Genomic DNA, 18,890 nt, shown 5'->3' on the forward strand with positions numbered 1-18,890 from the left:
ATTATGAAATATTCAATCTTTGCATTTGTTTCAATTTTATTCATATCCTGCAATCAACCCGTAGAAAAGGATTACGTAAGTTTCTCAGGAAAAATAAAGAATAAAAATAGTGATACTATTAAAATTCGAAGCAAGGAGTATTCAAAAACCATTCTAGTAAATGAAGACGGTACCTTTAGTGATACATTAAAACTAAAACCAGGGCTTTATTCTTTTAATGACGGTGTAGAAGGTACTCGTGTTTTTCTGAAAAACGGTTACGAAATTACAATGACACTTGACACCGAAATGTTTGATGAAACCATAAAATATGAAGGAATTGGAGCCGAAAACAATAACTTTCTAGCTGAAAAATCCCTATTGGAAGAGAAACTTTTCGACATTGATGTAGACGACTACAACCAAGAAACATTAGATATGAAACTTTCATCTATTGAAAGTGAATTATCTCAATTTGTAGATACAAAACAGAACTTAGATACTATGGTTGTGAATAGTTCCAAAAAAAGCATTCAAGGTAATATTAAGGCATACAAAGGTTATTTAAGCGAGTTAATTGCACTAAGAGAAAACCTACCCGCGGGGACCCCCTCTCCTACCTTTGAAGGTTATGAAAACCACGCTGGAGGCACTTCAAGTCTAGTAGACTTAAAAGGCAAATATGTATATGTAGATGTGTGGGCTACTTGGTGTGGACCTTGTAAAGTTGAAATTCCATATCTAAAAGAAGTTGAAAAAGAATTTCACAACAAAAATATTGCTTTTGTAAGTATCTCTATAGACAAAGCAAAAGACCATGAGAAATGGGTTGCTATGGTAAGTGAAAAAGAATTAAGTGGAGTACAATTATTTGCAGACAATGATTGGAATTCCAAATTTGTAAAAGACTATTACATAAATGGTATTCCACGATTTATACTTATAGATCCTAGCGGAAACATTGTAACACCAGATGCTCCGAGACCTTCAAATCCCAAGCTTAAAGAAATGCTTAACGGATTATTATAGATTTAAAAGCTCCAAATATGGAGCTTTTTTTATGCCTCTTCCTCTGATTCTGTTTGAGGCATTTCCTCTTTTTGAAATAACATTAAAAAAGCACTTCCTATATGTTCTATGATGTCGCTAGCAATTAATGCTTCAAAGCCTTTTTCTTGAGAAACTAAATTTCCAGCACTTCCATGTAAATACACACCAAAGACAGCTGCAAGTAACGGGTCATAGCCTTGAGACAATAACCCTGCAATCATTCCACTTAAAACATCGCCACTACCAGCCGTTGCCATTCCAGGATTTCCAGTGTTATTTATATAAAGATTGTCGCCATTTACCACAATCGTGTGAGCTCCTTTTAACACGATAACCACCTCAAACTTTTTTGAAAATTCTTTGGCTTTTTCGAGTTTATCGAAATCATTTTTCCATTCGCCCAAAAGTCTTTTCAGTTCTCCTTCGTGAGGTGTTAGGATACTTTGTTTCGGGAGCACTTTCAATAATGTTCTATCATTTGCAATGCAGTTAATCGCATCCGCATCAATAACAAAATATGTTTCGAGTATTTCAGTAAACAAATCCTTTAAAGCTTTACAACTTTCAGTATGCTGCCCCATTCCCATTCCTGCTACAATAGTAGTTGGCTTAAAATCAAGAATAACTTTTGAAATATGAAATTCCGAAGAATCGGTCACAGTCATAACTTCCGGAACCGAAATTTGCAGTATATCATTCCCACATTTAGGAACATACGCAGTAACTAAACCTGCTCCTACTCTCAAAGCCGCTTTTGAAGTAAATGATACTGCACCCATTTTTCCTTTGCTTCCACCCACAACCAATGTATGACCGTAGACCCCCTTATGGGCAAATTTTTCTCGTTGTTTATAGAATTGTTGCGCTTGAGGTTTGTAAATAAGTTGTGCTAATGGTTTTTCATTATAAAGATGTTCCGAATCCAACCCAATATCAAGTATTTCAAAATAGGGTACAAACACCCCAGTTTCGGGTAAAAAAAACGACAACTTAGGTGCTTGAAAGGTTAGCGTATGGTTAGCTTTTACTACGGCATCTGCATCTAATAAGGGTTCATTAGCCGAAATACCACTGGGGATATCTACAGATAATCGAAAGGCTTTTTGAGCATTTAAATACTGAATTAATGCTTTTACCCACCCTTCAGGCGCACGATTTAAACCTATTCCAAACAAACAATCCACGATAATATCATCTGGATGGATTTCTGGGAAATCTTCTTCAGATCTCATTAAAACCGGCCACTTTTTTGTGACACTTTTTACCCTGTCATAATTAATTAGAAAACATTTCGATCGCTTGTCTGTAAAATTTGCGACATAGATATTAACGTTATAACCGCTCTCAATAAGCAATCTTCCCAATGCCAATCCATCTCCACCGTTGTTTCCAATGCCACAAAATATATGAATGGGAACTTGAGCTCCTTGCATACGCTGATGTAGCCAATTAAATATTTGGGTTGCTGCTCGCTCCATTAAATCCACAGAGGAAATTCCTTGCTTTTCACAAGTAATCTCGTCGGCATTATAAAGCTGTTTTGAAGAAAATATTTTCATTCGCTCATTTTTTATGCAAGTTACTACCCTTGTTGAAAACAATCAAACAATTTACACGTTCCCTTTTTGAAGAATAGTTACATTTGCCAAAATTTTTAAAGAGATGAAGAATACTGCACTTACTCACGTTCACGAAAAATTGGGAGCCAAAATGGTGCCTTTTGCAGGTTATAATATGCCTGTTTCTTATGAAGGAGTTACCGCCGAACACGAAACCGTTCGTACCGGTGTTGGGGTTTTTGACGTGTCACACATGGGCGAATTCTTAGTTTCTGGACCCCATTCGCTTGAACTAATTCAGAAAGTTACCAGTAATGATGCCTCAAAATTGGTAGATTACCAAGCACAGTATAGCTGTTTACCAAATGATACAGGCGGTATTGTTGATGATTTAATCATTTATAGAATTAATGCCGAAAAATGGGTGTTGGTGGTAAATGCCTCCAACATTGAAAAGGATTGGAATTGGATAAGCAAACACAATTCTATGGGTGCAGAGCTTCGTAATTTATCTGAAGATTTTTCGTTGCTTGCTATTCAGGGTCCAAAGGCTGTTGAGGCGATGCAATCCTTAACAAGTGAAGATTTAAATGCCATAAAGTTTTATCATTTTAAAGTTGCCGACTTTGCTGGCATTGAAAATGTAATGATAAGTGCAACTGGCTATACAGGTAGTGGTGGATTCGAAATTTATTGTAAGAATAGCGAAGTTGAACAAGTTTGGAATAAAGTTTTTGAAGCGGGTGCAGCCTATGGAATTAAACCCATTGGTTTAGCCGCGCGCGATACGCTTCGATTGGAGATGGGATACTGCCTCTATGGAAATGATATAGACGACACCACCTCACCTATTGAAGCCGGTTTAGGATGGATTACCAAATTCACCAAAGATTTTATCAATGCTGAAAATCTTCAGAAAGAAAAAGAAAAGGGCCCAGAGCGAAGACTCGTTGCTTTTGAGTTAAACGAGCGCGGAATTCCTCGGCAAGGTTATGATATTGTAGATGGAAACGGTAAAGTAATTGGAAATGTTACGAGTGGCACAATGTCTCCTTCACTAAATAAAGGAATTGGAATGGGATACGTGCCTACTATTTTTAAAGATCCAGGCACCCAAATTCATATACAAATTAGAAAAAATGCTGTTCCAGCTACCGTTGTAAAACTGCCATTTTATAAAGGCTAATTAGATTCTATGTGTGATTTTCAAAAAATTTTAGAATCAATTAAAGAAAAGGCTGAAAAAACTTCTGAAAAAGGAAAAGTACCAACGTATATTCCAGAATTAGCGAAAGTCGATAAAAATCATTTTGGCATTTACCTCAATATGCTAGAAGGTAATGATTATTGCGTGGGTGACTGGGATATAAAATTTTCCATACAAAGTATTTCTAAAGTGTTATCCTTGGCTATGGCCTTTAATTGCCTTGGAGCCAATAAAATACTAAAACGAATGGATGTTGAGCCTTCTGGAAATCCATTCAACTATTTATCGTTATTAGAGTTAGAAGAAGGAATTCCTAGAAACCCCTTTATTAATAGCGGTGCTATTGTCATTGCCGACATTTTAATTTCTGAATTAAAAAACCCAAAAGAAGAATTTTTACAATTTGTAAGAGATTTGGCCAATGACCAAACTATTGATTTTAATTATGAAGTAGCTGCTTCTGAAGCCAAGACAGGCTATACAAATTTTGCCGCAGCCAACCTTTTAAAATCTTTTAATAATCTTGAAAATGACGTTGATGAAGTATTAGATTTCTATTTTCATCAATGCTCTATAGAAATGAACTGCAAGCAACTATCAAATGCCTTTTACTTATTTGCCAATAAAGGAAAGTGCTTAAATAATAAAACCTATTTAACTTCTAGCCAAGTAAAGCGAATTAATGCCATTATGCTTACTTGCGGATTTTATGATGAGGCAGGAGAATTTGCTTTTGAAGTAGGCCTACCTGGAAAAAGTGGTGTGGGCGGTGGAATTGTAGCACTTCTCCCTGGAACATTTATAATCACGTGTTGGTCTCCTGGGTTAAACCCAAAAGGAAACTCGAAGCTTGGTATGTTAGCTTTAGAATCCTTTACAACACAATCAAACCTTTCCATTTTTTAATTTTGATCAAACCCGTCATACATAATAGAATTCTTATTATAGGAGCGAGTGGCTTTATAGGCAATACTTTATATAAAGAACTGCTTCCCTATTACGATGTCTACGGAACCTACGCTTCACAAGAGGGATTATTTTCTGAAAACCAGGTGTTTTTTGAGTTTATCGCTGAAGAAAATTCTATAATCGAAATTCTTAACGAAGTTCGACCTTCCATAATTATTTCAGCAATAAAAGGCGATACTAAAACGGTATTAAAAACACATGAACTTTTATGTAATTATGTAACGAATGTAGATTGTAGGTTAATTTACATTTCGTGCGCTCACGTTTTTGATGCCAAAGGAGATTTTCCTTCGTATGAAAATGATGCTCCCCTAGCTGAAAGTTTGGATGGTAAGTTGAAGCTTTCCGTTGAGAAACTCATTCGACAACTACCTAAAGAGAAATTTGTAATTGCCAGACTTCCATTTGTTCTGGGAGTTACCTCACCCATTATAATTCAGTTAAAGCAAGCTATTAAACATCAAGCTGCTTTTGAGGTGTTTCCAAGCCTTATTGTAAGTGCTACAACACAAAGTAAAGTGGCTCAGCAAATTCACTACATTATAAATAAGGATTTAAACGGAATTTTTCATCTTTCAAGTGAAGATGTGATGCATCACGATGAACTTTTTAGGGATATCTCAGAAAAAATAAGTCACAAAAAACCTATCTTTAAGAATGTTTTCAGTAGAAATGACGATCACTTTTTAGCCATTTTACCAAAAGTAAATTTATTACCAAAAAATTATAGGATTACATTAGAAGAAGTGATTGCAGACAGTACCCTTAAAGATGAAATTATTACGTTAAAAGCAAAATAGTCATGAAACCACTTACCGAATTACAAATACGAACCAAACTAAAAGAACTCAATGAATGGGAATATGCAAACAATGCGCTTCAAACCTCATTTGAGTTTAATAGTTTTAAAGATGCCTTTAGTTTAATGACCCGCATAGCATTTGAAGCAGAAAAACTAAACCATCACCCAAACTGGACAAATGTTTATAATTATCTAGAAATCAACCTCTCCACTCACGATGCCGATGGGGTAACCGAAAAGGATTTTAAGCTAGCAAAAATAATTGATGAGTTAGCAGGGTAACACTTGGTCATAAAAGCCAATTTTTTAAATTTGTAGTTAAAATTATACTCTATGGGAAGAGCTTTTGAATTTAGAAAAGCAAGAAAAATGAAACGTTGGTCTGCGATGTCCAAAGCATTCACTAGAATTGGAAAGGACATCGTGATGGCTGTTAAAGAAGGCGGTCCAGATCCAGATGCAAATTCCAGACTACGAGCAGTGATTCAAAATGCAAAGGCAGTTAATATGCCCAAAGACAATGTCGAGCGTGCTATAAAGCGTGCCACAGATAAAAGTCAGGGTGATTTTAAAGAAGTCCTTTTTGAAGGCTATGCTCCTCATGGAATTGCTATTTTAGTTGAAACTGCAACCGATAATAATACTCGTACCGTAGCAAACATTCGCTCCTACTTCAATAAATGCGACGGAAGCTTAGGCACTTCTGGTTCGGTATCATTTATGTTTGATCACGTTTGCAATTTTAGAATTCAAGCCGAAGGAATGGATATGGAAGAGCTCGAGTTAGAGTTAATTGATTTTGGTGTAGAAGAAATTTTTGAAGACGAAGACGGTGTATTAATCTATGCTCCTTTTGAAAGTTTTGGAGCGATTCAAAATTATCTTGAAGAAAATACTATTGAAATCCTGTCTTCGGGATTTGAACGTATTCCTCAGGTTACAAAATCCCTAACTGAAGAGCAAGTTGCTGATGTAGAAAAACTTTTAGAAAAAATTGAAGAAGATGATGACGTGCAAAACGTCTACCATACCATGGATGAAGGGGAATAACAAAACAATTTAAATAAATTAAAAGCGGCTTTCTCAAGCCGCTTTTTTTATTCTTTAATAATTTTAAATCTTTGGGCATTGTTCAGAACAACCATATAAAGTCCACTATCAAGGAAGGTGGTGGAAATAGCCTCGACTGAACTTTCTTTAAAACTTTGGTTGAATACTATCTTTCCAGCTAAGTCAACAATTTGAACAGTTTCAATTTTTTCATTTGAGCTATTGATGGTTAAATAATTTTCTACAGGATTGGGATATATTGAAAAGGTATTTTTGTCATTTTCTGCTAACGAAAGTACTTCCGAAGGTTTCACCAAAAGAAATCCCTCTGCCCTATCACTTATTACAATATGTCCACTTTCAAAATAAGGATAAACATTCCACGAACCATTAAATCCAGCGGCATCATTTGTGGGGTAGCTGTCAAAAAAACCATCAAGCACTACATTTTCATTTGCGATATCTGAAATATCTAGCACTCGCAAACCAGCAGCATTATTAGCCAAATAGAATTTATCCCCTTTTATATAACCATTATGGTCTGTTGCTGGTGTAAGCCAAAAATATTCGAAATGAAATTGAGGGTTATCTAAATCTTCAAAATCAAAAATGATGGTTCTAGAGTTGTTTCCAAAATCTATTTCGTCTGTTTCGTCCCCCAAAAGAAAATAACGCTGATTTTCTGTTAGCCACCCCTGATGTGTATAGGAAACATTATTGTAATCAATCGTAGAAATAGTAACTGGATTGGACTTATTGGTCACATCAACTATGGCTACTTCCGTTTCGTTGCTGGCAAACATGATTTACTGTCCTTGATAATCTGAATCTGGGCCATTGTATATAACAATTTGTGCATCGTGTGTGTATCCATCATTTTCATAGCCTCCTACTCCTATTGGATTAATTGGGTCTGAAATATCTATAAAATGTGCTCCACCTTGAAAGGTGGATGAACCAATCACATAAGCAAAACCCGTTTCCTCATTTATTGCAATATTATGAGAATTACCAAATCCTGTATACAATGCATCTGCGCTGAAAATTTCTGGAGGATTGGAAACATTTCTAAGTCGTGTGAGATCAAACACTTGCATACCATGATTACTATCTTCACTTACAATAAAAACATAATTATCATAGGTTTTAGCGTCTCTCCAAGTCATATGATCTGGACTATTACCGGGCAATTGTCCTAAGTATAATGGATTCAAGGGATCAGAAATATCAATGAATGCCGTAGCTTCATTAAGGCAAATGATGGCATATTCCTTTCCATCAAGTGGATCTGTCCAACCCCAAGAGTCATTGGCTTTAACTGAATTCATCACCGATAATGGTACTTGGGAAATTAAATCATAATTATTGCAAGGAAACGAACCTGCAAATCCATTCTCACATGGAATTTGAGCTGAACCATTAAAAAATATAATAAAGGCAATAATTGAAAAGAAAGTTTTCATGGGAAATCAAATTTCCTTAAAACTACAAATAAATATTCATAATGAAAGTTATCAGGTATATGCCGGGATCTTTCCCACTACACCGTCATAAAAACTGCGAAGTGCCTTCATGTCTTTTTCCATATCATTAGTGGTGTAATATTGCTTCCCTACTTTCACGGTTTTAGTTCCGTAATCAAACGCTACTGGAATAATTGGCACATTGGCTTCTTTGGCAATATAGTAAAAGCCCGTTTTCCACTTGTCTACCTTTTTTCGGGTGCCTTCCGGAGCCATCGCTAACCGAAATTCATCTTTTTTATGAAATATTTGAGCAATTGCCTCAACTTTGTTTTGTCCAGGAGTGCGATCAAGGGAAGCGCCTCCTGTCCATTTAAAATAGTAAGAGAATGGCCAAGTGAAAAGTTCTTTTTTAGCTACATAATTGATTTGTGTTTTTAATGCCCTTCGGGCATATAGGCCAACAAAGAAATCGTGCCAGCTAGTGTGAGGGACTACTATTACAACAGCTTTCTTGATGTTTTGATCAAAACTTCCCTCAATTTTCCACCCTAGAATATTCTTAAAAATATAGCTTGGTAACCCCATATGGGCAATTTACTACATTTTAAGATATAAGTTGCGAAGTTTGTCACGAGTTGCGATAGCTTCCCAATCATCCCCAAGAGCATTTTCCCATAACGGGACTAAGCTAAGAGCAATGTCAATCATACTTTCCATTTGTGACTCCGTAAGATTGCTACAAATACCTTGTGGAATTTCAATGTTATGGATTTTTTTCATTTTCTTGAAAATCTTAACATCTTCCGGGTAAAATTCATCTAAGTAATCAAAAACAATACAGTTTCCAATTCCGTGTTTTGTTCCTAAAACATAGGAAAGTCCATAGCTCATGGCGTGAGCTACTCCTACTTGAGAGTAAGCAATACTCATCCCTCCATGCCAAGAGGCCATCATCAATTTTTCGCGGGATTCTTGTTCTGTAAGATTGTCTTCTAAGAAAATTTGCATACATAAGTCGTAGGCTTTCTCTCCGTAACTCTTACTAAATTCATTTAAAAAGGTACCATTTAATGATTCTACACAGTGGATATAACAATCCATTCCTGTATAAAACCACTGATTTTTGGGTACTCCAACAGTAAGTTCTGGATCCAAAATTACTTGGTCGTAGGGTGTAAAATCACTATTTAAACCTAGTTTCTTTTCGGGACCCGTAAGTATAGCAGTTCTTGAAACTTCAGCTCCTGTTCCAGAAATTGTAGGTATTCCTACGTGATAGATTCCTTTATTTTTAATTAAATCCCATCCTTGATAATCTGCAGCACTTCCTTTATTGGTTAGCATTAATGAAACAGCCTTTGCTAGATCTAAAATACTTCCTCCTCCAATCCCAATAATTCCTGACGGAGCATATGTAAACTCTGCTTTTATATTTTTAACAATACTATCTACCTGCTCTGTCTTTGGCTCTTGTGCCGTAGAGACAAATAGCAATTTATCGTTAAATCTTAGATTCATCCTATTGATGAATTCCTGATTGTTTTTAAAAACATCATCTACAATAAATATAAACGGAGCTTTATCTTTCCGTTCTGGAGAAATGATGGATGTTAATTGATCAAAACTACCACTTCCAAAAACCACTTTAGGCACCATTGGGAAGTTTCGGTACTTATTATTAACTGAAACATTTTTGGTTTCCTTTAATACTTTATTTGCTCTAACTAGATCTTCCGGAGTATCAATTTCTATTCCTTGAGTATTTGAAATGGCCATCTTTATATTTTTTCCATATTCTAAATAACGAATACATTCTATCTTTTCTGCAGCTTCGGTACTACGCATGGGGAGTCGATAGAAGTCCATCAACGCATTTTTTCTAAATGCATAAATACCTTTATGCTTATAATACTGAACTGCTACATTTTTATCTCGAGGGTATGGTATTGGAGATCGTGAAAAGTATAACGCAAAATTATCTTTATCGACAATTACCTTTACCGCATTGGGGTCACTAATCTCTTTCCAGTCATTAATCTCGGTCATTAAAGACGCTAAATCAATCTTCTCCGCATCTGCTCCATTAAATACTGAAAGTACTTGCTCCAATCCAGACTTACTAGTAAAGGGCTCATCACCTTGAACGTTAACCACAATATCCACATCCATATTCTCAACAGCCTCTGCAATCCTATCAGACCCACAATCATGTTCCTTTTTACTCATAATTGCCTTACCACCAGATTCTTCAATAACTTTGAAAATAATATCGCTGTCTGTAACTACATATACTTCATCAAAAAGTTCTGTCTCTTTTGCTGCTTCATAGGTTCTTACAATGACAGGTTTTCCACCTAAGTCTTGCATTAATTTTCCGGGAAATCTTGAGGCGCCATACCGCGCTGGAATCATTGCAATTATCTTCATTCTTGAGGTTAGAGTATTATTGTTAAGATGTATTCTAGTTAAAAAGGTTGCTTCAATTTAAAATGAAATAAAAGCACCTTTTTCGCCATCAAAAATAATAAGATTAAACTCTTGGAGTGTTTTTTTTCCGAAGCTTTTTATAAAATTTATACATCAAGTAGAAAATAAACAAGACCAACATAAAGGCTAACGGCGCCAAAATTATTGATACTAAAGACATTAGCACAGAAGTTCCAGTTTCTGCTGTGGCGACAACTGGGTTTGCCAAGCCTCCTGTGGTTGCAGAAGATGTTAAACGAATTGCAGAGGTATTTCCTTTAATAGCAGCAGCTGTTCCGCCTCCAGCAATGATGGCCAATGACCACGTTACCAGCGGACTTAAATCACTCACAGTAGCCATCATAACGGCTGTTCCAGCCACAGCGGCAAGAGGCACAGCAATAGTGTCAAGTACATTATCTACCCACGGAATATAATAACCAAAAATTTCAACAAGAGTTGCGACAGATAACGTAATAACCGCGGTTAAACTTCCTGCCCACATCCAATTTTCATTTAAAGGAATGTAGTCGAAATAGCCTGCTAGGCTAAGTACCAAAAGTGGTAGAAAAACACGAAACCCAACGGCTGCAGCTAACCCTATTCCTAAAAATACACTGAATAAAATATCAACTGAATCCATCATTCTAATCTACAAAAAAATCATCTTTAAAGCCTAATAAGTAAAGCTTCTCTTTTGCACGAGTTACCGCTGTGTATAACCATCTAAGATATTCTTTATCTACTCCGTTTGGTAAATAGGGTTGCTCAACAAATACTGTATTCCACTGTCCCCCTTGCGATTTATGACACGTGATGGCGTATGAAAACTTTACCTGCAATGCATTAAAATATTTATTGTTTTTAATGGAGAGGAACTTTTTGTAATTCGATTTTACATCGGCAAAATCCTTTTTTACTTCCTCGTATAATTTATTTGAATCTTCATAGGAGAGTGATGGTGTTTCTGATGTAAGAGTGTCTAGAAGCAAAACCGTTTCAAAAGGTTTCATTTTTGGATAATCGACCATTTTCACTTCTACTTCAGCAAATTTGAATCCATAAATTTCTTTAAAAGCATTTATTCTAAGTACTTCAATGATATCGCCATTGGCAATAAAACCCGCTTCAGAATGTGGTTTTACCCAAAAATAATTATTCTTGACCACCATTAAATAATCCCCTGTGGAAAGCTCTTCCTCTTGAAAGAGAATACGATTTCTAATATTTTGATTGTATAAATTAGCACGTTTGTTCGAGCGAACAATGATAACTGTTTCTTCATTTCCGTTTTGCGAATAACTATCATTTATAGCATCCATCACTTCTTGACCATCTACAGGTCGAATAACTTCTGGGAAATTCTTATTTTCAAATTTAAATGATTCAAAAAAACCAGAATCAATAGCTTCCCGCATCTTGGTGGCATTTATTAAAATGCCACTTTCTTTTTGCTGTCTCACCACTTCATCAAGCTCAATAGCAACAACTTCTTTATTGTAATGATTATGGAGTGTTTCTTTATCCAAGGCTGGACTGATATCCAATTTTACTGGCGGAAGCTGTGCGGTATCACCAATGAGCAATAATTTACAATTAAATCCGCTATAGACATATTGCATTAAATCATCAAGTAACGAACCATTTTCAAAAAGCTTGGAGTCGGCTGCAATATCGGGTATCATGGAAGCTTCATCTACAATAAAAATAGTGTTCCTGTGCTTATTCGGTTGTAGTGTAAATGAAACTCCTCCCCCTTTTTCGGCCTTTGGATAGTATATTTTTTTATGGATGGTAAAAGCCTCCTTTTGGCTATAATTGCTAATAACTTTTGCAGCTCTACCCGTAGGAGCCAATAAAACGGGTGATTTTTTAGCTTTCCAAAGGTTTTTTACCAATGTACTTGTAAGTGTTGTTTTACCTGTTCCTGCATATCCCTTTAATAAAAAAAGAGAATTTTTGGATTCCTCAAGGCTGAATTTTGCTAGTAATTGCAAGGCTATATCTTGCTTGGGCGTTACGGTGTGCGGAAAATCGCTTTTCAGTAAACCATAAAATTGTGTAACGTCCATTATAAAATTGAAGAATTAAGAGGTAAAGATACTTAGGTTTTTTTCGGAATATACTTTTACGATTAAAAAAAAATTGTAGATTTGCTTAGCTTGTAAATAATAAATAACTCTTCAACTATTCAATATGATTTTAATCATTGTTCTTAGCATCGTTGTAATGATAGGTTTTGCAATTCTAGTGGCAAAATTTGTGAACCCAAAATTCAATACTTTAATTTCAATAGTGTTACTAGTACTTTGTGCCTATTTGGGATATCAACTATACCAATCTATCATTGGTCCTGTACATTTTAATCAGGAAAAGGAAGAAAGATATAAAAAGGTTATTGCCAAACTTAAGGATATTAAAGCGGGACAGCTTGCCTACCAAGAATTGAATGGAAAATTTACTGGCGATTTTGATAGCTTAGTGCAATTCCTAGACACCGCCAAATTTGCTATTACTTCAAGAAGAGATACAAGTTACGCAGATGTTGAAAAAAACAAAGCGTTTGGACTTGATCCATATAAAGGAGGATATTACATTGAGGATATTATTATAGACACCCTTCGATTTACAAGTATTAAAGATTCTATCTACCAAAAAAGTGATCGTTATAAAACAATGATGAAAGTTCCTGGTACCGACAAGAATTTTGAATTAGCGGCGAAAAAACTTAAAAAGAATGACGGGGTATATTCTGTTTTTGAAGCAAAAGTGTCTAAGGATATTATTCTTGAAGGACTTAACAAAGACTTGATAACACAAGAGAAGCAAGTTAACTCGGTCGACGGAGTGAATGGCCCTTATATAAAAGTTGGCTCCCTAAATGAAGTAAATACAAGTGGTAACTGGCCTAAACTATACGATTCTGTTAAAGACAAATAATATAAATACCAACCAAGTAAATCGATTGTCCGTTCAAGTAACTTTGTACGGACTTTCTTTTTTAATTCTATCCTCAGAATCTAGGAAAGCTTTGCTTATTGAAAGAACCTTTGAATCTGCAAGAACACCAGAGGAATTATTGGAGGAATTGAAAAAAGCTTTTACAGAAGAGGAAAGACTTTCCCAAACTTTTTCGAAAGTAAGTGTCATTTTTGGCTCGCACTTTTATACCCTAGTCCCTTCCTCTCTTTTTGACGAATCTAAAGCAAGCGAGTATTTAAAATTTAACACTAAGATTCTTACAAATGATTTTGTTAGTCATGATTTGGTTGAAAGTCACGATATTCAAGTGGTTTATGTTCCCTTTGTAAATATAAATAACTACTTATTTGAGAAATTTGGAAACTTCCAATATTTCCATAGCGCGACAGTATTACTAAAGCATTTTTTAGATAGAGAAAAATACACTATCAAATCCAAAGTATTTTTAAACGTAGAAAAAGATTGGTTTGATTGTTTGGCTATATCGCAAGGGAAAGTTGAACTCTGCAATAGTTATCCATTTAAGTCGCCAGAAGATTTCCTTTATTTTACGCTTTTTGCCTTTGAGCAACTTCATTTAAATCCAGATCAAGTAGATGTTGTGTTAAGTGGTAATATTGATAATCCAAGCCCATTATATGAACTTTTATATAGATATGTTAGAAACATTTCCTTTATAGAAGAAACCGCTTATACCGTTGAAAATGAAGAAAATCATAAAAACTTTGTTTTAAAAGTTCATAGCTAATGCGCATAATTTCAGGCAAACATAAAAGCAGAAGAATTAATCCCCCCAAGGGCTTACCAGTAAGACCTACTACAGATTTTGCTAAGGAAGGCTTATTTAATATTCTGAATAATAGAATTTCTTTTCAAGAAATTAAAGCTTTAGAACTTTTTGCTGGCACAGGAAATATTAGTTTTGAATTGGCTTCTAGAGGAGCAAAGGAAATTATAGCTGTTGACACCGATTTTGGTTGTATAAACTTTATTAAAAAGACTTCTGCCGAATTAGACATGCCAATACAAACTTTTAAGGCAGATGTTTTCAAGTATTTAGATTTTCAAAATGGACCATTCGATTTAATCTTTGCAGACCCTCCCTATGCTTTTCCGAAAGAAAACCTTGAAGAGCTTGTTCATAAAATAATGCATAATAATTGGCTTGCTGAAGAAGGTGTTTTAATTCTTGAACATTCCAAAGAAATTGATTTATCACAAGTTAATTACTTTCAAGAAGACAGAAGATATGGTGGATCGGTTTTTAGTTTTTTTCAAAAATAACACCATCAAAATTTGAGTAAAGCAATTGGTTTTCAGTACTTTTATTTCTTTTTAAAATGAAGGCACTTCATATATTTCAACTTGATTTTGCTACTATTCACTTGTATGAAAACTATGTTATTTCGTCAATTGGTGAGGGTGTTACCTTAACACAAAAACAATTAGATACATTTTTTGAAATATTTAATACCTACTACAGCGAAAAACCATTTGTTTCTATAGCAAATAGAGAAAATGACTATAGCCTAGACCCCAATCTTCTGAAATCAAAAAGACATCCAAGCCTGGTAGGCATAGCGGTTGTTTGTTATAACCAACAAAGCAAGCAAACCGCCAGATTTGAAAAAAAATTCTACAGTGGTCCTTTTGAGATATTTAATTCTATTGAGGAAGCCATTGATTGGTCTCGAGAATTACTGACCGAATAAAAAAAGCAGGCCTATAAGCCGGATTCTGTATCTCGCCTAATGACGCGACCCCTATCATTTATCTGGCCCCACCATTACTAGTGGGATCCATCTGCCTACCCTCCTACATCGGGCGGGAACCCTCAAGCGTAGGTTTACGTGACATTTCACCGCATAGAGTTTACATGATTTCACTACAGCATTACCTGTACATTCTTTCTGTTGCACTAGTCCTATTCTGCCAAGGCAGAACGACGGCCGTTAGCCGCTATGCTTCCCTTTAGTGTCCGGACTTTCCTCTCCTGCATTTACACGGGAGCGATAAGGCGGCCTGCGTTGGCAAAAGTACTTCAAAATGTTAATAACTAAGAGAAAATAGACTGCTAGTTTTTTAGAAAACTTCTCCTACCTTTTTATATTTGTTTCTCTTCTATGGAACATTTTATTGTATCAGCTAGAAAGTACCGTCCCTCCACTTTTGAAAGTGTTGTAGGGCAAAAAGCTATTACCAAGACTTTAGAAAATGCCATAGATAATAATCACCTAGCGCAAGCATTATTGTTTACCGGCCCAAGAGGTGTTGGAAAAACTACCTGTGCTAGAATCTTAGCAAAAAAGATTAATGCAGATGAAAACCACAAAGAAGATGAAGATTTTGCCTTCAATATTTTTGAACTTGACGCTGCTTCAAACAATTCGGTAGATGATATTCGAAATCTTATCGATCAGGTTCGAATTCCACCACAAGTTGGAAAATATAAAGTGTATATTATCGATGAGGTACATATGCTCTCTTCTGCTGCTTTTAATGCCTTTCTTAAAACACTAGAAGAACCTCCTAAGCACGCTATATTTATTTTAGCAACTACCGAAAAGCACAAAATTATACCTACTATCCTTTCGCGTTGTCAAATATTTGATTTTAAAAGAATCACTGTAAATGATATTAAACAACAGTTAGCTGAAGTTGCAAAAGCCGAAGAAATAGACGCCGAAGATGATGCACTTCATATCATTGCTCAAAAAGCAGACGGAGCCATGAGAGATGCGCTTTCAATTTTTGATAGGGTTGTTAGCTTTTCTGGCAAAACACTCACGAGACAGGCTGTAACGGAGAATTTAAACGTACTCGACTACACCTATTACTTTGAAATGACTCAGTTGCTAATGGAAAACAAGATTCCATCAGCGCTCATTCAATTTGATGCCATTTTAGCAAAAGGATTCGATGGGCACCATTTTATCTCGGGGTTAGCTTCACATTTCAGGGATCTTTTGGTTTGTAAAAACAAAGAAACTATCGATTTGTTGGAGGTGGGTGAACAGGTAAAAGAAATGTATTTAAAACAATCTGTTCAGGCATCACAAGCGTTTTTAATAGATGCCATTGAGTTAGCCAACAGTTGTGATTTAAAATATAAAAACAGCCGAAATCAACGACTATTAGTAGAACTATGCTTACTCCAATTAGGGTCTCTTACGCACGAGGCTGAAAAAAAAAATCCTAACGACAAGCTAAAGATAATTCCTCCCTCCTTTTTTAAAGTTTCTGAAAATTTAATTGAAAAATTAGCTTCAAAAGAAGAAGACGAAACTAAAGTTGAAGCAAGAACTGAAGAAGATTCAGAAAATGAAGTAGTGGTTGAGACTGTAAAAGAAGAAGAGAAAATTGTACTCAACCGACCACAAATTATAGCCGAGCGCAATGCGCAAAAAGTTTCAGCTTTTTCATTAAAAAGCATTCAGAAAAAGCAAGCCATTAAAAAAGTGCTGGTATCACAGCAACCAGATCAAGATGCGCTTCCTACTGAAGATTTTTCGGAAGAAGATTTTATTAAAGTTTGGCAGAAATACACCAAAAAACTTGAAAAACAAGGACAATTTAACATGCATTCTCACCTAACCATGGGAGTTCCTAGGCTGGAAGGAAGTTTAATTCATCTGGTATTCCCAAATAGTACCATAAAAGTAGAAGTAGAAAGGGCAAAAACAAAATTGCTCACGTACTTGCGTTCTACCCTTCAAAATTATGAGATTGACCTTTCTATTGAAGTGGATGAAACCGAAATTAAACGATATGCATACACTCCTATGGAAAAATTTCAAAAGTTGAGTGAAAAGAATCCACTTATTGAAAATTTACGAAAAGAATTTGATCTAGATATTTAGAATGGAAAAGGAAAGTATTAAAATGTTAGGGCTTAAACTACCTACAGATCCGCGTTGGGTGAATATTGTAGAAAAAAATGTTCAAGAAATTTTAACAGACCATGCCTATTGTGAGCAAAAAGCCGCGTCCACTGCAATTTCTTTAATTATAGGATACCAAGAGTATAGTGACTTAGTAACCGAAATGAGTTTACTTGCTCAGGAGGAAATGAGTCATTTTAAAATGGTACACGATAAGATTATTGAACGTGGATGGCATCTAGGAAGAGAGCGAAAAGACATGTACGTAAATAAATTGATGACTTTCTTTCCAAAAAGCAGTGATAGAAATACCAAACTTATTCATAGGCTCCTGTATGCCGCACTTATTGAAGCCCGTAGTTGTGAACGCTTTAGGTTATTGAGTGAGGAACTGGAAGATAAAAAATTAGCCAAGTTCTACAGAAAACTTATGATAAGTGAAGCTAGCCATTATACAATGTTTTTAAACTTTGCCAGAAAATACGGCAACCGAAAAGAGGTCGACAAAAAATGGCAGGATTTACTTGAATTTGAAGCCCAGATCATGAAGGATTTAGGAAAAGAAGAAACGGTTCACGGTTAATTCTGTTTCAATTTTTCGTTATACATGGTCTTAATAATTCCATCGGCAAGCCCAATTTTAGGTACATATATGTTCTTAGCCCTACTCCATTTCATAGCAGAAAGGTAAATACGAGTTGCCGGTATAATAACGTCTGCCCTATCTGCATTCATTTGTAATTCGTAAATACGTTCGTGATAGGTATAGGATTTTAGCTTCTCGTAATAATCTGATAGAAAAAAATAACTAAGTGGCTTCCCTAGCTTTTTTCCGCTAGATGTATAAATACTATTAATATTTCCTCCAGAGCCTATTAGACTCACTTTTTCGTATTTGTGAGTATTCACTTTAATCCACTGTTCTACCTCTGCCCACATGGATTCTCGAACCATATCATTTAATATGCGTACAGTTCCAAGTTGAAACGATTTCGAAGTAACGGTGTGGCCATTAGAAAATATGGTAAACTCTGTACTTCCTCCTCCTACATCCACATATAAAAATGTTTTTTCAGAATCTATTAAATCTTGCAAATCTGTTGAAGCAATTAATTCAGCTTCCACAGAACCATCAATTAGCTCAATAGCAATATCCGTTTCTTCCTTTATCTTTTTTACAATTTCTGCTCCATTACTAGCCTCACGCATGGCTGAAGTTGCACAGGCTCTAAAACGTACCACACTATGGTTTTTCATTAGCAATCTAAAAGCTGTCATAGCATCCACCATGCGCAGGTAATTTCTTTCAGAAATTTTTCCATCAAGAAATACATCTGCTCCCAATCGAATAGGCACTCTTACTAATGACGTCTTTTTAAAATGAGGAGGATTATTACCATATTCGGTAACGGTCATTATAAGTAATCGAATAGCATTGGAGCCAATGTCTATAGCAGCGTATTTTTCAATATTTAGCAA

19 protein-coding genes, 1 other RNA gene and 1 pseudogene are annotated in these 18,890 nt (G+C 35.5%); 12 read left to right on the top strand and 9 right to left on the bottom strand.

Translation table 11 applies throughout. From position 1 onward, the window contains the following. The first annotated feature begins 3 nt into the window (after nucleotides 1-3). A complete protein-coding gene (locus tag KXJ69_RS07310; RefSeq protein ID WP_219052354.1) occupies nucleotides 4-1,008 on the top strand; it encodes a TlpA family protein disulfide reductase in 1,005 nt (334 codons plus the stop codon). Between the two features lie 29 nt (nucleotides 1,009-1,037). Here the strand turns inward: KXJ69_RS07310 and KXJ69_RS07315 are convergent, their stop codons facing one another. Then, nucleotides 1,038-2,588: an NAD(P)H-hydrate dehydratase gene (locus tag KXJ69_RS07315; RefSeq protein WP_219052355.1), complete on the bottom strand. Its 1,551-nt coding sequence runs from the start codon at nucleotides 2,586-2,588 to the stop codon at nucleotides 1,038-1,040. A 103-nt stretch (nucleotides 2,589-2,691) separates the two neighbouring features. On the opposite strand from KXJ69_RS07315, the gene gcvT reads away from it, so the two are divergent. The 5 genes from gcvT to KXJ69_RS07340 are packed head-to-tail and all read left to right on the top strand — an operon-like array spanning nucleotide 2,692 to nucleotide 6,616. Further along, nucleotides 2,692-3,774, top strand: a complete 1,083-nt coding sequence (gcvT, locus tag KXJ69_RS07320) for a glycine cleavage system aminomethyltransferase GcvT (protein ID WP_219052356.1) — start codon at nucleotides 2,692-2,694, stop codon at nucleotides 3,772-3,774. Between the two features lie 9 nt (nucleotides 3,775-3,783). Continuing rightward, complete coding sequence (locus KXJ69_RS07325; protein ID WP_219052357.1) at nucleotides 3,784-4,701, top strand: glutaminase; 918 nt, start codon at nucleotides 3,784-3,786, stop codon at nucleotides 4,699-4,701. Between the two features lie 2 nt (nucleotides 4,702-4,703). Further along, on the top strand, nucleotides 4,704-5,564 hold the full coding sequence (locus KXJ69_RS07330; RefSeq protein ID WP_219052358.1) for a sugar nucleotide-binding protein: 861 nt from the start codon (nucleotides 4,704-4,706) through the stop codon (nucleotides 5,562-5,564). Nucleotides 5,565-5,566: 2 nt separating this feature from the next. Further along, entirely contained in the window at nucleotides 5,567-5,848 is a 282-nt protein-coding gene (locus tag KXJ69_RS07335; RefSeq protein WP_219052359.1) for a 4a-hydroxytetrahydrobiopterin dehydratase, read from the top strand. A gap of 51 nt (nucleotides 5,849-5,899) precedes the next feature. Beyond that, complete coding sequence (locus tag KXJ69_RS07340; RefSeq protein ID WP_219052360.1) at nucleotides 5,900-6,616, top strand: YebC/PmpR family DNA-binding transcriptional regulator; 717 nt, start codon at nucleotides 5,900-5,902, stop codon at nucleotides 6,614-6,616. 47 nt (nucleotides 6,617-6,663) lie between these two features. Here the strand turns inward: KXJ69_RS07340 and KXJ69_RS13690 are convergent, their stop codons facing one another. From KXJ69_RS13690 to KXJ69_RS07365, 6 genes and pseudogenes are all read right to left on the bottom strand, one after another. Continuing rightward, nucleotides 6,664-6,930 carry a T9SS type A sorting domain-containing protein gene (locus KXJ69_RS13690; protein ID WP_308701038.1) on the bottom strand — a complete coding sequence of 89 codons (267 nt, stop codon included), beginning with the start codon at nucleotides 6,928-6,930 and terminating at the stop codon, nucleotides 6,664-6,666. Nucleotides 6,931-6,936: 6 nt separating this feature from the next. Then, a pseudogene (locus KXJ69_RS07345) lies at nucleotides 6,937-8,079 on the bottom strand (choice-of-anchor B family protein); the annotation flags it as partial. Between the two features lie 51 nt (nucleotides 8,080-8,130). Then, nucleotides 8,131-8,667 (bottom strand): 1-acyl-sn-glycerol-3-phosphate acyltransferase, encoded by a 537-nt coding sequence (locus KXJ69_RS07350; RefSeq protein WP_219052361.1) that lies wholly within the window; start codon nucleotides 8,665-8,667, stop codon nucleotides 8,131-8,133. 12 nt (nucleotides 8,668-8,679) lie between these two features. Then, nucleotides 8,680-10,509 carry a 3-deoxy-manno-octulosonate cytidylyltransferase gene (kdsB, locus tag KXJ69_RS13800; protein ID WP_373422837.1) on the bottom strand — a complete coding sequence of 610 codons (1,830 nt, stop codon included), beginning with the start codon at nucleotides 10,507-10,509 and terminating at the stop codon, nucleotides 8,680-8,682. Between the two features lie 103 nt (nucleotides 10,510-10,612). Then, nucleotides 10,613-11,194 (bottom strand): DUF4126 domain-containing protein, encoded by a 582-nt coding sequence (locus tag KXJ69_RS07360; RefSeq protein ID WP_373422838.1) that lies wholly within the window; start codon nucleotides 11,192-11,194, stop codon nucleotides 10,613-10,615. Nucleotide 11,195: 1 nt separating this feature from the next. Continuing rightward, nucleotides 11,196-12,620, bottom strand: coding sequence for an ATP-dependent DNA helicase (locus KXJ69_RS07365; RefSeq protein WP_219052362.1), 1,425 nt, complete (start codon nucleotides 12,618-12,620; stop codon nucleotides 11,196-11,198). Between the two features lie 124 nt (nucleotides 12,621-12,744). Here KXJ69_RS07365 and KXJ69_RS07370 point away from each other — a divergent pair, with 124 nt between their 5' ends. The 4 genes from KXJ69_RS07370 to KXJ69_RS07385 are packed head-to-tail and all read left to right on the top strand — an operon-like array spanning nucleotide 12,745 to nucleotide 15,242. Next, nucleotides 12,745-13,488 carry a hypothetical protein gene (locus KXJ69_RS07370; RefSeq protein WP_255571286.1) on the top strand — a complete coding sequence of 248 codons (744 nt, stop codon included), beginning with the start codon at nucleotides 12,745-12,747 and terminating at the stop codon, nucleotides 13,486-13,488. 25 nt (nucleotides 13,489-13,513) lie between these two features. Further along, nucleotides 13,514-14,278, top strand: a complete 765-nt coding sequence (locus KXJ69_RS07375; RefSeq protein ID WP_219052363.1) for a DUF3822 family protein — start codon at nucleotides 13,514-13,516, stop codon at nucleotides 14,276-14,278. Then, nucleotides 14,278-14,814, top strand: a complete 537-nt coding sequence (gene rsmD / locus KXJ69_RS07380) for a 16S rRNA (guanine(966)-N(2))-methyltransferase RsmD (protein WP_219052364.1) — start codon at nucleotides 14,278-14,280, stop codon at nucleotides 14,812-14,814. The genes KXJ69_RS07375 and rsmD overlap by 1 nt, the downstream gene beginning before the upstream one ends. 56 nt (nucleotides 14,815-14,870) lie before the next feature. After that, on the top strand, nucleotides 14,871-15,242 hold the full coding sequence (locus KXJ69_RS07385; RefSeq protein WP_219052365.1) for a hypothetical protein: 372 nt from the start codon (nucleotides 14,871-14,873) through the stop codon (nucleotides 15,240-15,242). On the opposite strand, the gene rnpB is transcribed toward KXJ69_RS07385, so the two are convergent. After that, nucleotides 15,241-15,559, bottom strand: an RNA gene (gene rnpB / locus KXJ69_RS07390) — RNase P RNA component class A. The genes KXJ69_RS07385 and rnpB overlap by 2 nt on opposite strands. Before the next feature lie 94 nt (nucleotides 15,560-15,653). On the opposite strand from rnpB, the gene KXJ69_RS07395 reads away from it, so the two are divergent. Continuing rightward, on the top strand, nucleotides 15,654-17,390 hold the full coding sequence (locus KXJ69_RS07395; RefSeq protein ID WP_219052366.1) for a DNA polymerase III subunit gamma/tau: 1,737 nt from the start codon (nucleotides 15,654-15,656) through the stop codon (nucleotides 17,388-17,390). A gap of 22 nt (nucleotides 17,391-17,412) precedes the next feature. Continuing rightward, the gene (locus tag KXJ69_RS07400; protein WP_219052949.1) at nucleotides 17,413-17,994 is read left to right on the top strand and encodes a MiaE family protein; all 582 of its coding nucleotides are present in this window, start codon (nucleotides 17,413-17,415) and stop codon (nucleotides 17,992-17,994) included. On the opposite strand, the gene KXJ69_RS07405 is transcribed toward KXJ69_RS07400, so the two are convergent. After that, nucleotides 17,991-18,890, bottom strand: a complete 900-nt coding sequence (locus KXJ69_RS07405) for a Ppx/GppA phosphatase family protein (RefSeq protein ID WP_219052367.1) — start codon at nucleotides 18,888-18,890, stop codon at nucleotides 17,991-17,993. The two genes, KXJ69_RS07400 and KXJ69_RS07405, sit on opposite strands and share 4 nt — an antisense overlap.

The sequence above is a fragment of the Halomarinibacterium sedimenti genome, from assembly GCF_019312585.1.
GTDB lineage: Bacteria > Bacteroidota > Bacteroidia > Flavobacteriales > Flavobacteriaceae > Halomarinibacterium > Halomarinibacterium sedimenti.

What these genes read in the sequence shown, in the direction of transcription:
- KXJ69_RS07395 (WP_219052366.1), top strand. Translation starts at nt 15,654, where the DNA reads ATGGAACATTTTATTGTATCAGCTAGAAAGTACCGTCCCTCCACTTTT.
- KXJ69_RS07325 (WP_219052357.1), top strand. Translation starts at nt 3,784, where the DNA reads ATGTGTGATTTTCAAAAAATTTTAGAATCAATTAAAGAAAAGGCTGAA.
- KXJ69_RS07385 (WP_219052365.1), top strand. Translation starts at nt 14,871, where the DNA reads ATGAAGGCACTTCATATATTTCAACTTGATTTTGCTACTATTCACTTG.
- rsmD (WP_219052364.1), top strand. Translation starts at nt 14,278, where the DNA reads ATGCGCATAATTTCAGGCAAACATAAAAGCAGAAGAATTAATCCCCCC.
- KXJ69_RS07400 (WP_219052949.1), top strand. Translation starts at nt 17,413, where the DNA reads ATGTTAGGGCTTAAACTACCTACAGATCCGCGTTGGGTGAATATTGTA.
- KXJ69_RS07370 (WP_255571286.1), top strand. Translation starts at nt 12,745, where the DNA reads ATGATTTTAATCATTGTTCTTAGCATCGTTGTAATGATAGGTTTTGCA.
- gcvT (WP_219052356.1), top strand. Translation starts at nt 2,692, where the DNA reads ATGAAGAATACTGCACTTACTCACGTTCACGAAAAATTGGGAGCCAAA.
- KXJ69_RS07315 (WP_219052355.1), bottom strand. Translation starts at nt 2,588, where the DNA reads ATGAAAATATTTTCTTCAAAACAGCTTTATAATGCCGACGAGATTACT.
- KXJ69_RS07310 (WP_219052354.1), top strand. Translation starts at nt 4, where the DNA reads ATGAAATATTCAATCTTTGCATTTGTTTCAATTTTATTCATATCCTGC.
- KXJ69_RS07335 (WP_219052359.1), top strand. Translation starts at nt 5,567, where the DNA reads ATGAAACCACTTACCGAATTACAAATACGAACCAAACTAAAAGAACTC.
- kdsB (WP_373422837.1), bottom strand. Translation starts at nt 10,509, where the DNA reads ATGAAGATAATTGCAATGATTCCAGCGCGGTATGGCGCCTCAAGATTT.
- KXJ69_RS07360 (WP_373422838.1), bottom strand. Translation starts at nt 11,194, where the DNA reads ATGATGGATTCAGTTGATATTTTATTCAGTGTATTTTTAGGAATAGGG.
- KXJ69_RS07365 (WP_219052362.1), bottom strand. Translation starts at nt 12,620, where the DNA reads ATGGACGTTACACAATTTTATGGTTTACTGAAAAGCGATTTTCCGCAC.
- KXJ69_RS07340 (WP_219052360.1), top strand. Translation starts at nt 5,900, where the DNA reads ATGGGAAGAGCTTTTGAATTTAGAAAAGCAAGAAAAATGAAACGTTGG.
- KXJ69_RS07350 (WP_219052361.1), bottom strand. Translation starts at nt 8,667, where the DNA reads ATGGGGTTACCAAGCTATATTTTTAAGAATATTCTAGGGTGGAAAATT.